At 70.8% G+C, this 12,934-nt stretch carries 13 protein-coding genes; 7 read left to right on the top strand and 6 right to left on the bottom strand.

All coding sequences use genetic code 11. The features are described from left to right. Positions 1 to 54: 54 nt before the first annotated feature. Positions 55 to 1,122, bottom strand: a complete 1,068-nt coding sequence (locus tag QRX60_RS02440) for an ROK family transcriptional regulator (RefSeq protein ID WP_285999163.1) — start codon at positions 1,120 to 1,122, stop codon at positions 55 to 57. Between the two features lie 137 nt (positions 1,123 to 1,259). On the opposite strand from QRX60_RS02440, the gene QRX60_RS02435 reads away from it, so the two are divergent. Continuing rightward, entirely contained in the window at positions 1,260 to 2,489 is a 1,230-nt protein-coding gene (locus QRX60_RS02435) for a YbiU family protein (protein ID WP_285999162.1), read from the top strand. Between the two features lie 42 nt (positions 2,490 to 2,531). Here the strand turns inward: QRX60_RS02435 and QRX60_RS02430 are convergent, their stop codons facing one another. The 3 genes from QRX60_RS02430 to QRX60_RS02420 are packed head-to-tail and all read right to left on the bottom strand — an operon-like array spanning position 2,532 to position 5,305. After that, positions 2,532 to 3,020, bottom strand: coding sequence for a glutathione peroxidase (locus QRX60_RS02430; protein WP_285999161.1), 489 nt, complete (start codon positions 3,018 to 3,020; stop codon positions 2,532 to 2,534). Positions 3,021 to 3,029: 9 nt separating this feature from the next. Next, entirely contained in the window at positions 3,030 to 4,535 is a 1,506-nt protein-coding gene (locus QRX60_RS02425; protein WP_285999160.1) for a glycoside hydrolase family 57 protein, read from the bottom strand. After that, positions 4,532 to 5,305, bottom strand: a complete 774-nt coding sequence (locus QRX60_RS02420) for a class I SAM-dependent methyltransferase (RefSeq protein WP_285999159.1) — start codon at positions 5,303 to 5,305, stop codon at positions 4,532 to 4,534. The genes QRX60_RS02425 and QRX60_RS02420 overlap by 4 nt, the downstream gene beginning before the upstream one ends. A 53-nt stretch (positions 5,306 to 5,358) precedes the next feature. Here QRX60_RS02420 and QRX60_RS02415 point away from each other — a divergent pair, with 53 nt between their 5' ends. Continuing rightward, a complete protein-coding gene (locus QRX60_RS02415) occupies positions 5,359 to 5,784 on the top strand; it encodes a hypothetical protein (protein ID WP_285999158.1) in 426 nt (141 codons plus the stop codon). Here the strand turns inward: QRX60_RS02415 and QRX60_RS02410 are convergent. Then, positions 5,762 to 6,607 (bottom strand): DegV family protein, encoded by an 846-nt coding sequence (locus QRX60_RS02410; protein WP_285999157.1) that lies wholly within the window; start codon positions 6,605 to 6,607, stop codon positions 5,762 to 5,764. The two genes, QRX60_RS02415 and QRX60_RS02410, sit on opposite strands and share 23 nt — an antisense overlap. A gap of 242 nt (positions 6,608 to 6,849) precedes the next feature. On the opposite strand from QRX60_RS02410, the gene QRX60_RS02405 reads away from it, so the two are divergent. The 4 genes from QRX60_RS02405 (at position 6,850) to QRX60_RS02390 (ending at position 10,447) form a co-directional block, all read left to right on the top strand. After that, a complete protein-coding gene (locus QRX60_RS02405) occupies positions 6,850 to 7,635 on the top strand; it encodes an electron transfer flavoprotein subunit beta/FixA family protein (protein WP_285999156.1) in 786 nt (261 codons plus the stop codon). 28 nt (positions 7,636 to 7,663) lie between these two features. Next, the gene (locus tag QRX60_RS02400) at positions 7,664 to 8,626 is read left to right on the top strand and encodes an electron transfer flavoprotein subunit alpha/FixB family protein (RefSeq protein WP_285999155.1); all 963 of its coding nucleotides are present in this window, start codon (positions 7,664 to 7,666) and stop codon (positions 8,624 to 8,626) included. Between the two features lie 157 nt (positions 8,627 to 8,783). Further along, the gene (locus tag QRX60_RS02395) at positions 8,784 to 9,566 is read left to right on the top strand and encodes a GNAT family N-acetyltransferase (protein ID WP_285999154.1); all 783 of its coding nucleotides are present in this window, start codon (positions 8,784 to 8,786) and stop codon (positions 9,564 to 9,566) included. Further along, entirely contained in the window at positions 9,563 to 10,447 is an 885-nt protein-coding gene (locus QRX60_RS02390; protein ID WP_285999153.1) for a lysophospholipid acyltransferase family protein, read from the top strand. The genes QRX60_RS02395 and QRX60_RS02390 overlap by 4 nt, the downstream gene beginning before the upstream one ends. Before the next feature lie 149 nt (positions 10,448 to 10,596). Here QRX60_RS02390 and QRX60_RS02385 read toward each other — a convergent pair whose 3' ends face one another. Further along, a complete protein-coding gene (locus tag QRX60_RS02385; RefSeq protein WP_285999152.1) occupies positions 10,597 to 11,499 on the bottom strand; it encodes an NADP-dependent oxidoreductase in 903 nt (300 codons plus the stop codon). A gap of 150 nt (positions 11,500 to 11,649) precedes the next feature. Between QRX60_RS02385 and QRX60_RS02380 the strand changes: the two genes are divergently transcribed. Further along, positions 11,650 to 12,933, top strand: coding sequence for a helix-turn-helix transcriptional regulator (locus QRX60_RS02380; RefSeq protein ID WP_285999151.1), 1,284 nt, complete (start codon positions 11,650 to 11,652; stop codon positions 12,931 to 12,933). The last annotated feature ends 1 nt before the right edge of the window (position 12,934 follow it).

The raw sequence follows: 12,934 nt of genomic DNA, 5'->3' as shown, positions 1-12,934 counted from the left end.
GGTCGTTTTTTGGACGACACCGCGGGACCTCGCGCCCACGGCGTCGCAGCGTGGTCAGCTTTCGGCAACGGCCTTGATCAGGCCATCCCGCCCGTGGTCGAGCGCCGACAACAGCGCGCCGCGCAGGGCCGCCGAGTCCGTCACCGCTCCTGCCTCCACCCGGACCGGCCCCGGCGCGGCCGCGTGGACCGTTCGCCGGATTTCGGCCACGAGGCCCGGCCGGCTCCCCGCCGGGCCGCCCAGCAGCACCAGGTCCGGATCGACGATCGTGCAGATCGCGGCGACGGCCCGCCCGAGCGTCGCGCCGAGCAGCCGTAGCCGTTCGGCGGCCACGGCGTCACCGTCGGCCTGGTCGAGCGTGGTCAAGATTGCGTCGACGTCCAGCGAAGGCGCGTCGGACCTGCCAAAACCTTGGTCGGCGAGCGTCGAGGCGAGCGTCGAGCCCGAACTGTCCAGGAACCCGATCTCACCCGCCAGCCCGTGCGTCCCGCGCACGAGCTGATCGCCGACATAAAGACTGACGCCGAGCCCGGCGCCGACGTAGACGTAGGCAAAGCTCTTCGCCTCCCGCCCGGCGCCCTCTCGTCGTTCGGCGAGCGCAGAAAAGTTGACGTCGTTGTCGAGCAGAACCTCACGCCCGATCTCCCCGGCCCGGAGCCGCCCCTCGGGAAAGGGCGACCCCGGCAGCGCGACGACCTCGTGCGTGACCGGGTCGACCGGGTTGGCCACCGAGATAGCGGTCGCCCGCACCGGACCCGGCCCCACCCCGCCCGCCGCGGCGACGGCGTCCCGGACCGCGGTCGTCATCGGCCGGTCGCCGGGCTGGTGCCGCTCGGCGGCCAGGACCGTCCCGGTCAGGTCGGTGGTGATCGTGCGGATGCCCTGCTGGTTGACCTCCGCGGCGACCACGCGGCCGGCGTCGGTGGCCAGTTCGTAGAACGTGGCGATCCGGCCGCGGCGGCCGGTCTGGTCGGTGCCGGTGGCCCGCAACGCGCTCGCGGTCTCCAGCCGCCGGACTGATTCGGAGATCGTCGGCTTCGAGATCCCGGTGGTCGCGGCGAGCTCCGCGCGCGTGATCCGGCCGTGGACGAAAACGTGGTCGAGCACCGCGCGGTCAGTCATGGCCCGCAGCATCGCCAGGCGCGGAAGCGGCCGGTCGGGGTCGGACATCGCACCTCTTGTGGCGGGGAACGGACAGGGGTTACCGTAGCCGGGACATTCTAGTAAGGAGTCCTAATCAAAAGATCGCGAGGACACCGATGACGACCACAGAGCTGCCCGCGAACATGTCCGAAGCCATCTCGGGGACCAAACGCGAACTGCGCGCCCGGATCGGCGACGTCGCCGGCGCGTTCGCCGAGGTCCGCGATGCAATGCGCCGGGAGGTCGACGCCGTCGCCGCCGACCCGGACGCCTTCCCCGTGGTCCGCTACCGCGACATCGCCGCCGGGACCGTGCCGCAGCGCACGCTCGACGCTGTCCGGCGCCGCGGCTGCGCCGTCGTCAAGGGCACCTTCGCGCGCGAAACGGCCGAAGCCTGGGACGCCGAGTTGGCCGCGTACCTCGCCGACAACGACTTCGCCGGGACGTACCAGGGCCCGGCCGACGACGTCTTCGCCGGCCTCGCGTCGAGCCAGCCGCAGATCTACCCGGTGTACTGGTCGAAGCCGCAGATCCAGGCCCGGCAGCACGAGCACATGGTCGCCGTCCGGCGGTTCCTCAACTCCTTCTGGCGGCAAGAGTCCGAGGGCCGCGTCTGGTTCGACCCCGATCGCGACACGGCCTACCCCGACCGCATCCGCCGGCGCCCGCCCGGCTCGGCGTCGCTCGGCCTGTCCGCCCACACCGACTCCGGCTCGGTCGAACGCTGGCTGCTGCCCGTCTACCAGCAGGTCTTCCGCCACGTTTTCGCCGGAAACTGGCAACAGTACGACCCGTGGGACGGCGCCTACCGCACCGAAGTCGACGAATACCCGTCGACGGTCATGTGCTCGGCCTTCCGCACCTTCCAAGGCTGGACGGCATTGTCGGAAATGCACCAGGGCGACGGCGTGCTGCACGTCGTGCCGATCCCGTCGGCGATCACGTATGTGCTGCTCCGCGCGCTGCAGGACGACATCCCCGACGACGACCTCTGCGGCGCCGCCAACGGCCAGGCCCTGCCGGTCAGCGACAAGTACCACGACGACCTGCTGCCCGCGCTGACCTCGATCCCCGCGATCGAGCCGGGCGACACGGTCTGGTGGCACGGCGACGTCGTCCACGCGGTCGCCGACGGCACCAACCCGGACCGCTGGGGCAACGTCATGTACATCCCGGCGAGCCCGCATTGCCCGAAGAACGCGGCCTACGCCGAGAAGTGCGGCCGCGCCTTCCTGACCGGTGCGAGTCCTGGCGACTTCGCGCCCGAAGACTACGAAGTGAACTGGACCGGCCGGGCCACGATCGACGACCTCAACGCGGTCGGGCGCGAGCAGCTCGGCCTGTGACCGCGCCGCGCCGGGCCGAGACCCGGCGCGACACCGGTCGTCTCACGCCGGCAGGGCGGCCTCGATCGCCTTGACGACCTGGTCGTCCTCGGGCTCGGTCCGCGGCCGGAACCGCGCCAGGACCTCGCCGTCAGCGCCAACCAGGAACTTCTCGAAGTTCCACTGGACGTCGCCGGAGTCACCGTCGGTGTCGGCCGTCTTGGTCAACTCCGCGTACAGCGGGTGCCGGCCATCGCCGTTGACGTCGATCTTCTCGAACAGCGGGAAGGTGACGCCGTAGGTCGTCGAGCAGAACGTCTGGATCTCTTCAGCGCTGCCCGGCTCCTGCCCCGCGAACTGGTTGCACGGAAAACCGACGACGGAGAAGCCCTGGCCGCCGAAGCGCTCCTGCAGCCGCTCGAGGCCCGAGTACTGCGGGGTCAGGCCGCACTTCGACGCGACGTTGACCACGAGCAGTGCTTTGCCCGCGAGCGAGCCCAGCGAGCTCTCCTGTCCGTCGAGCGTCTTGACCGGAATTTCGTGGATCCCCATGAGTCCCTTTCAGTCGTGCTTCAGCGTCCGGGCGTCGAGGTGCCCGAACGGTCCGTCGTCGGCGCGATAGGCGGCCGCCAGCTCCTCGGCCCGAGCGCGGTCGCCGCGTCGCAGCAAGCCGGCCAAGGCGTCGAAGCGCTCGGTGTGTACCGCCGCGCGGCGACGCGCGTAGTCCGCGGCGGAGTCCTTGGTGACCATGAACGCCCAGTCGCTCTCCAGCGCCAGCATCGCCTCGGCCGCGGCCTGGTCGGCGACGGTGTCCCGGGCCGTGGTCGGTAATCCGGCAACGAGCGACAGGAGCCGTTCCTGCAGTGCCGTGTTGGCGTCGACCATGTCCTTGACCTGCTCGCCGTCCCAGACGCGCCAGTCCTTGCCCGAGCCCCACGATGACGCGGGCAGCGCGATCGGTTCGCCGACGAGCCCGGCGTCGAGGGCGCCCTTCAACGTCGTCACCCGGACGCCCGCCTCGGGCAGCGCGCGCAGCACGCCCTCCAGCCAGGCCGGCCCTTCGTGCCACCAGTGTCCGAACAGCTCCGTGTCGTAAGCGGCGACCACGAGCGCCTCACGCCCGTGGTGCTTCTTCAATGAACGCAGCCGCGTCACCACGGTGTCGACGAAGTCCTTGACGTGCAGTCCCAGCACGTCCGCGGCCAGCGACGGGTCGTACGGCGCCTTGTCCGGCGGCTCGACCGTCTTCCCGGTGACACGCGACGCCTTGAGGCCGACCTCGTGCGCCCAGGTATGGAAGTCGCGGTAAGCGGCGTGGCCGGGGTAGCCGGCCTTCGGCGACCACACGCGGTAGGTGACCTCGAGGTCCCGCCCGAAGGCGACGACGTCGCTGTCGCCGACCGGCCGCGCGGCCCAGGTGTCACCGCGCAGCGACGGCCCGTCGACCATGAACCGCCGCACGCCGGCGGCCGCGTAGTCGTTTTCCATACCAGGCGCGTAGCCGCACTCCGGCGCCCAAATCCCCTCGGGCCGCGACCCGAGCCGCAGCGCCGTGTCGTCGAGGCCGGCGTTCAGCGCGAACTCGCGCACCCGCGGGTCCAGCAGCGGCTGGAACGGGTGGGCCAGTGGCCCGCCGAGCAGCTCGATCGTCGAGTTGTCGACCAAGGAACGAAGGATGGGGGAGAAGCCGTGCCGCCAGCGGGTGCCCAGCTCCTCGGCCGCGCGGACCGCGGTCCGGTGTTCGGCCGCCGCGAGCTCGCGCAGGACCGGGTCGCCCCGCCACAACGTCGACGCGTGCTGGGCGCTCAGCTGCCAGTGGCCGAGCCAGTCGTGGAACGCGCGGATGCTGTACGGGTCGTCGAGCTGCGCGGCGAGCACCGGCGTCACGCCGAGCGTGAGCACGTCGCGGCGGCCTTCGTCGGCGAGCCGCTCCAGCAGGTCGACCATCGGCAGGTACGAGTGCGCCCACGCCTGGTAGAGCCATTCCTCGCCGACCGGCCAGCTCCCGTGGTGCGGCAGCCACGGCAGGTGGCTGTGCAAGACGAGGCAAAAAGTGCCTTCGTTCATCGGCGCACCGCCACAGCGACCAGGTCGAGGCTCGCGTCGAGGTCGTCGCCGTGGATTTCGAAGCCCGTGGCCTCGATCGCGGCGACGTCGGCCAGCAGCGCCGACGGCCAGACGGCCTGGCCGGGGAGCGAGCCCATGACGACGCCGAGCTGGGCGTCGATGATCGACCCGCCGTACCGCTCGTCGAGCGCCCGCACGGCCTCGCCGTGGTGCAGGCCGTGCACCGTCTCGACCTCGAAACCGGCGTCGGCGAGCAGCCCGGCCAGCTCGGCCGGCGCCAGCTCACGGGTGTGGAACGGATTCAGCGGCGTGTCGCTGTCCGGGGTGAAGGTCAGTCGGTTCGGGGTCGTGACCAGTAGTTTTCCTCCCGGCGACAACACCCTGCGACACTCGGCGAGGAACCCTGACTGGTCCCACAGGTGCTCGATGACCTGAAAATTGGCCACGACGTCGACAGCGCCGTCGCGTACCGGCAGGAACGCCAGGTTCGCCCGCGCGACGGCGAGTTCGGGGTAGCGGCGGGCGACGTGCTCGGTCGTCGGCACGTCGTAGTCCAGCGCGAGCACCCGGCGGGCCGTGGTCGCGAGGAGACTCGCGCCGTAGCCCTCGCCGCAGCCGGCTTCGAGGACCGTCGCGTCCGCGCAGTGGGGGAGCAGGGCGAGGTAGGCGGCCTCGTGGCGGCGGAACCAGTAGTTCTCCTCGGCGATGCCGGGGACGGTCCGTTCGCCGGTCAGGTGCAGCGCCTCGGCCCGGGTGGCTGGGGTGGTCACCTCCGCGACCCTAGCGGGTGTCACGTCCGGCCCGGCCGTCTCGTTCCGTGGTCATGCAACGAACAACGACCCGCATACTGCTCGTCCTCTTCGGCCTGGTCGAGGTCCCGATCGGACTGTGGCCACTGATCACGCCAACCGGCTTCTACCAGGACTTTCCCGGCGTCCGCACGGGCTGGGTCTCGATGGACGGCCCCTTCAACGAGCACCTCCTGCGCGACTTCGGCGGCCTCAACCTGGCGCTCGCGGCGATGCTGATCGGCGCCGCCGTGATCGGCACCACAGCCGTGGCCCGGCTGGCCTCGGTGGCGGCGCTGCTCTACAGCGTTCCGCACTTCGCCTACCACCTCGGGCACGTGTCGCATTTCGAGACGATCGACCAGGTGCTCATCATCGCGTTGACGGGACTCACCGTGCTGGTGCCGCTCGTGCTGCTGGCGATCCCCGGCCGCCGGGTCAGTACACCGGTGACACCGTGATGCCGAGCGCGCCCGGGCCGAGGTGCGCGCCGATGACCGTGCTCGCTTCGACGACCATGCTCTCGGCCATCGCCGGCACCCGGCGTTCGATCTGCCGGCCGATCTCGAGTTCGTGGTCGCTCGCGCCGAACCGGGTCACAGCGATGTCGGCGCGGAAGCCGCCGGACTTCTTGACCGCGAGGTCGACCATCTTGGCCAGCGCCCGGCGCGTGCCGGGGACGCGGGCCAGCGGCGCGACCTCGCCGTTCTTGACCGTGAGCAGCGGCTTGATCGAGAACGCGGTCCCGAGCATCGCCTGCGCGGCGCCGATCCGCCCGCCCCGGCGGAGGTACTCCAGCGTGTCGACGTAGATGAACTCGGTGCTGGTGAAGCACCGGCGTTCGGCGGCTTCGATGACGCGGCCGGCGTCCGCGCCCGCCGCGGCGGCGCGGGCCGCCGACACCGCGGCGAAGCCGAGGCTCATCCCGGTGGTGCGGCTGTCCAGGACGTGCACCGGGATGCGGACCTGCTGGGCGGCCTCCCGGGCCGCGCGGACGGTGTCGGACATGCGGCCGGAGATGTGGATGCTGACGATGGCGGTCGCGCCCGAGGCGGCCGCTTCCTGGTAGGTCCAGAAGAACGCCCCCGGATCCGGGGGCGAAGTGGTGATGACGTGCCCTTCTCTCATGGCGTCGATCACCTCGCCGCGCTCGAAGCGGTTTTCGTCGTCGAAGTGACCACCCAGGTTCAGCTGGATCTGGACGACTCCGATGGCCCAGCGGGCGGCGACGAGGTCGGGCAGGCAGGAGCTCGAGTCGGTGATGACGGCGATGCGCGCGGGCATGGTGGGGGAGGTTAACCGCTGACACCCACTGCGAGTAGGCCGTGGTTGGTCCGATTGGACGAACGGCAGTTCAGGAGGGGTAACCGGTCGACTACCGGGACGATGGTCCCATTAGATTGCGCATCCAGGTGAATGGCGTCACCTCGACGGGTCCGGCGCGCCGATTGGGCCTAATCTACCGGCCAGTAGAGCACTGACCCGTGGTCGTCCGCGGGGCACAACCGGGAGGTCGAAGCAGACCCATGACGAACATCGTTGTCCTGGTCAAGCAGGTACCGGACACCTACTCGGAGCGGAAGCTCAACGGGACCGACCACACCCTTGACCGTGAATCCGCCGACGCCGTGCTCGACGAGATCAACGAGAAGGCCGTCGAAGAGGCGTTGAAGATCAAGGAGGCCGGCGAGGGCGAGGTCACCGTGATCTCGGTGGGCCCGGACCGCGCGACCGACGCCATCCGCAAGGCGCTGTCCATGGGCGCCGACAAGGCCATCCACGTCTCCGACGAGGCGCTGCACGGTTCCGACGCGATCGCCACCGCCAAGGTGCTCGCCGCCGCGATCTCGAAGGTCGAAGGCTACGACCTGATCATCGCCGGCAACGAGTCCTCCGACGGCCGCGGTGGCGCCGTCCCCGCGATCCTCGCCGAGCTGCTCGGGCTGCCGCAGGTCACCTACGCGCGTGAGGTGACGGTCGACGGCAAGACCATCAAGGCGGTCCGCGAGACCGAGGACGGCCTCGCCCGCCTCGAGGCGACCCTGCCCGCCGTGGTCAGCGTCGGCGAGAAGATCAACGAGCCGCGCTACCCGTCGTTCAAGGGCATCATGGCCGCGAAGAAGAAGCCGGTCGAGACGTTCACCATCGCCGACCTGGGCGTCGACGCGGGCGAGGTCGGCCTCGGCAACGCGTGGTCCGCCGTGATCGAATCCTCGCCGAAGCCGCCGCGCACCGCCGGTGAGAAGGTCGAGGACGAGGGTGACGGCGGCACCAAGGTCGCCGAGTACCTGGTCGGCCAGAAGCTCATCTGACAACGGCTCTTCGAGGAGGAACAAGAACATGGCTGAAGTACTCGTCCTCGTCGACCACGTCGACGGTGAGGTCAAGAAGGTCACGCTCGAGCTGCTGACCGCGGCCCGTGCGCTCGGAGAGCCGTCGGCCGTCGTCGTCGGCCCGACCGGGACCGCCGCCAAGGCGAAGCAGGCGCTGGCTTCCCACGGCGCCGCCAAGGTGTATGTCGCCGAAGGTGACGACGCCGCGAACTACCTGGTCACGCCGAAGGTGGACGTGCTCGCCGCGCTGGCGCAGCAGGTGTCCCCGGCCGCCGTGCTCGTCACCGCCAGCGGTGAGGGCAAGGAGGTCGCCGCCCGCCTGGCCGTGCGCCTGGGCTCCGGCCTGATCTACGACGCCGTGGGCGTCAACGGCGACGGCGTGATCGACCAGTCGATCTTCGGTGGCGCGTTCTCGGTGAAGTCGAAGTCCACCAAGGGTGCGCCGGTCGTCGTCTCCATCCGCCCGGGCGCGGTCGAGGCCGAGCCGGCCGAGGGTGCGGCGGCCGAGGAGACCGTCGAGATCCCCGCCACCGACGCGGCGAAGGCCACCAAGATCACCGGCGTCGAGCCGGTGACCGGCGGTGACCGTCCGGAGCTGACCGAGGCCTCGATCGTGGTCTCCGGTGGCCGCGGTGTCGGCTCGGCGGAGAAGTTCGACGTCGTCGAGAAGCTGGCCGACTCGCTCGGCGCGGCTGTCGGCGCGTCGCGTGCCGCGGTCGACTCCGGCTACTACCCGGCGCAGTTCCAGGTGGGCCAGACCGGCAAGACCGTGTCGCCGCAGCTGTACATCGCGCTCGGCATCTCCGGCGCGATCCAGCACCGCGCCGGCATGCAGACGTCGAAGACGATCATCGCCGTCAACAAGGACCCGGAGGCGCCGATCTTCGAGATCGCCGACTTCGGCATCGTCGGCGACCTGTTCAACGTCGCGCCGCAGCTGACCGAAGCGGTCGAGAAGCGCAAGGGCTGACCATTGCTCCGAAGGGCCTTCCGGGATCACCTGGAAGGCCCTTCGTGCGTTTTCGGGACCTGAGAGAAGCCTGAGAACCCGCAATTAACTGAACGTGCACTAATCGGTCATCGGATGGCACTCTCCGCGGCTTCCAACGCGCAGGTACACCTTGACCATGACGACGTCACAGCTCCTCGTCAGCACTGATCAGGCGGGTGCCGACCTCCCCGCGGACGCTCCCCGGTACTCCCTCCTCGTCGCCCACGCGAACGAAGAAGTGGTCGCCGCACAGAAGCTCCGCCACCGGGTTTTCGCCGAGGAGATGGGCGCGCGGCTGCACTCGCCGATCGCCGGTCTCGACGTCGACGAGTTCGACGAATTCTGCGACCACCTCGTGGTCCGCGACGACAACACGGGCGAGATCGTCGGCTGCTACCGGATGCTGCCGCCCGATCGCGCCGCCGTGGCCGGGAAGCTCTACGCCGACAGCGAGTTCGATCTGAGCGCGCTCGACGGGCTGCGGCCGTCCCTGGTCGAAACCGGCCGGTCGTGCGTGCACCCGGACCACCGCAGTGGCGCCGTCGTCAGCCTGGTCTGGGCCGGGATCGCCCGCTACATGCTGCTGTCCGGCCACCGCTACCTCGCCGGCTGCGCGTCGGTCCCGCTGGTGGACGGCGGTTCGTTCGCCGCCGGCGTCTGGGACGTCCTGCGCACCAAGCACTACTCGGACGAGGCCACGCGTGTCTCGCCGCTGATCCCGTGGGACGCCACCGGGATCGAACGCCCGGATCGCTCGGTCCTGCCGCCGCTGATCAAGGGCTACGTCCGGCTCGGCGCCAAGGCCTACGGACCGCCCGCGCTCGACGCCGCCTTCGGTGTCGCGGACTTCTTCGTCGTGCTGGATCTGCACAACGTCGACGAGCGGTACCTGAAGTTCTTCCTCGGGGTCCAGGTATGAGCCACGCCTGGATGCCGACCTCGCCCTGCGGCGACGGCTGCTTGACCGACGGCGACCCGGTGGTCGGCTTTCCGCGGCGCGTACTGCGCGTCACCGCGGCGATCTTCGTCGTTTTTTCGGCAATGCTGACGGCGCCCCTGCTGCTGGTGTCGTGGGGCCGCGAGCGCCGGGTCCGGCTGATCTTCCGCGGCGTGCTGCGGGCGTTCGGCGTCCGGCTTCTCGTCCACGGCGGTGAGGACTTCCTGACCGCACCGGCCGGTCGTGGTGCTTTGGTGGTCAACAACCACATCTCGTGGCTGGACATCGTCGCGATCAACGCGCTGCGGCCGATGCGCGCGCTGGCCAAGAAGGAGATCGCGGGCTGGCCGGTGCTGGGCGGCCTGGTCCGCCGCGGCGGCAGCATCTTCCTCGACCGCGAGCGGCTGACGACGCTGCCGGCCACGATGGCGTCGCTGGCCGATGCGCTGAGGACGGGGTCGCTGGTGAGCGTGACCCCGGAGGGGACCACGTGGTGCGGTCTGGCGTCCGGCCGCTTCACGACGGCGACGTTCCAGGCGGCCATCGACGGCGGTGTGCCGGTCCGCCCGATCGCGCTGAGGTACCGCCTCGCGGACGGCCGCGAGACGAGCCGCCCGGCGTTCATCGGCCCGGAGTCGCTGATCGCGTCCCTGCGCCGGGTCTCGGCGTTGCGCGGGCTGGTGCTCGAGATCCACATCTGCCCGGAGATCGCCCCGGGTCGTGCGGAGAACCGGCGTGAACTGGCGGCTCTCGCCGAGGCGTCGGTGCATTCGGCGCTGGGGACGGTGAAGATCCCGGCCCAGCAGCGGCGGCGGACCCCGCGTCCCCAGCCGATCCCTTTGGCTTCGCCTCCCGCGAAGTGATCCGGGCCCTGTCGCCGCGATCCGGCGACAGGCCCGGGTTGGGAGGCGTCAGCGGTCTTGTGAGCGCGGGCCTGTCATCGTGATCCGATGACAGGCCTGTTCGCTGTGTCCGGGCGGTCGGTTCGCATGGAACCGCTCGGCCGGCTCGTTCAGCCGACAGCGAGCGTGAGCTTCCCGCCGGGGTGCCCGTCCTGGCTCTCGATCTGCGCGGCGGCGGCCTCGGCGAGCGGGTAACTCCTGCCCTGGGCGATGCGGACCCCGCGGTCGGTCACCCAGCCGGCGATCCCGGTCAGGACCTCACGCGACTGCTCACCCCCGCTCGAGAACGGAATGCCGAGCTCGAACGCGGCACCGTCGGCGATCGTGATGACTCGGTCCTTCGTGCCCCGCAGCTCGACCGACCCGGGCAGCACCCCGTGTCCGGTGGTGTCGAACACGGCGTCCACCGGCCCGGACGCGGCCTCGCGGACCCGGTCCAGCCAGCCGTCGCCGTAGAGCACCGGCACGACGCCCAGCGACTTCAGGTCGTCGAGGTTCCGGCTGCCGGCGGTGCCGATGACGGTCAGTCCCTTGGCGACGGCCACCTGCGCGGCGAACCGCCCGACCGTGCCGCTGGCGCCGTGGACCAGCAGCGTCTCGCCTTCGCGGACGTCGAGCAGTCCGAGAACGCGAAGCGCCGTCTCACCGGCGACCGGCAGCGCGGCCGCGTCGGCCCACGAAATACCGGCGGGCTTCGGCGCGAGCGTCTTCGCCAGCGCGTACTCGGCGTACGCGCCGGTCTCGGACCAGCCGAACACCTCGTCACCGACGGCGAAGTCCGCGCCCTCGCCGACAGCGTCGACGACACCGGCCACCTCGAGGCCGGGGATGTGCGGAAAGGCGACCTGGAAGTTCTGCTGCATGAAGCCGCTGCGGATCTTCCAGTCGATCGGGTTGATCCCGGCGGCCCGGATGGCCAGCCGCACCTGTCCCGGGCCGGGCTCCGGTACCGGAACCTCGGACAGCTGCAGGACGTCCGGCCCGCCGTAGGCGGAGAAGGTGATCGCTCGCATGGTGTTCGCTGCGCTCCTCGGGTTGTGACTTCGAATGTCCTCCCTAAGCAGTCAACTCGGCCCGGCTATTCCACCGAACCACCCGGACGAGCAGCGTTCACTAGCCGGACGAGCAGGTCGGCCGAACGTGGACGCGCCTACTTTGGACGCATGGACGCTTCCTGGTCCGATCCGCGACACGTGCTGGACGTCGTCGACCGGCTGCTGTCGGCACCGCGGCCTCACCTGCTGCTCAGGTTCTCCGCCGAGCTGGGGAAGCTGATCCCGCACCACGCGGCCGCCATGCAGACCGGGGACTGCCCCCGCAGCCCGCTCAAGGTCGTGGGTGACCAGGCGATCGCCGACGCCGTGACGAGCGTCGAGCTGCAACGGCTGGTCGACCGCAGCGAGCCGGGCAGGGCCCTGGTGGTCGACGGCGTGCTCGGCGGCGTCGAACGCTGGCTCGTCCTTCTTTCGTCGATGCCGGCGGTCGGCAAAGGGGCGGTTCTCGCCGTCGTGCCGGAGGACACGGAGCTGCCGACGGTCGAGCTGGAGCTGGCCGCGCAGCTGTGGCACGTCCTCAGCACCGACGTCGGCCAACGCGCGGCCGATCCGGGCCCGGACGTACTGGCCAGCAACCTCGCGGCGGCCACCGCGCGGGCCCAGGCGATCACCGACCTCGGCCAGACCCACGCGGCGACCCTGGCCACGCTCCTGGCCGTGCTGCGCTCGGGACGACTGTCCGACGGCGTTGCCCGCCGCACGGCGGTCGACCTGGCGACCGACGCGCTGCTCGAGCTGAAGGGCGTCGTCGACCGCGACCAGGCGCTTTCCGAGGAACGGGCGGCCGCGGCCTTCGCCTTGCTCAGGGCCCAGCTCGCCGACCTGGTCCGCCACACCGAGGTCGACGTCGACCTGGTCGATCCGGCCGGCGACGCGTCGCTCCCGCAGGACATCGCCCACACCGCGCGGACGATGACCCGCGGCCTGGTGCTCGCCGCTTTGGACCGTCCGTCGACCACGCGCCTGCGGGCGTCGTGGCGGCTCGACGGCTCGGTACTGCGGATCACGGTCCGCGACGACAGCCCCGAAGTCGTCGATGCGATCCCAGCTCGCGGGCTGACCGACCGGCTCAGCGCCCTCGGTGGCCACTGGGAGGTCGACGCGGTGCCCGGCTGGGGCACGACGGTCACCGCGGTCCTCCCGCTCGGCGTCGCCGAACCGCCGGAGCTGCGTCCGCTCGACCGGCTCAACCCGCGTGAGATCGAGGTCCTGACCGGGATCTCTCAGGGCCTGCGCAACCGGCAGATCGCCGAACACCTGCAGCTCAGCGAGCACACGGTGAAGTTCCACGTCCGCAACATCCTCGACAAGCTGGACGTGAGCTCCCGCGGCGAGGCCGCCGCGCTGGCCCGCGACCTGCGGTTGGAGCCAGTGGCGCACCGCACGGCCTGAG

The sequence above is a fragment of the Amycolatopsis mongoliensis genome (assembly GCF_030285665.1).
GTDB classification, from domain to species: domain Bacteria; phylum Actinomycetota; class Actinomycetes; order Mycobacteriales; family Pseudonocardiaceae; genus Amycolatopsis; species Amycolatopsis mongoliensis.
The sequence above is the reverse complement of the archived record's forward strand: the minus strand, read 5'-3'. Positions and strand labels throughout refer to the sequence as shown.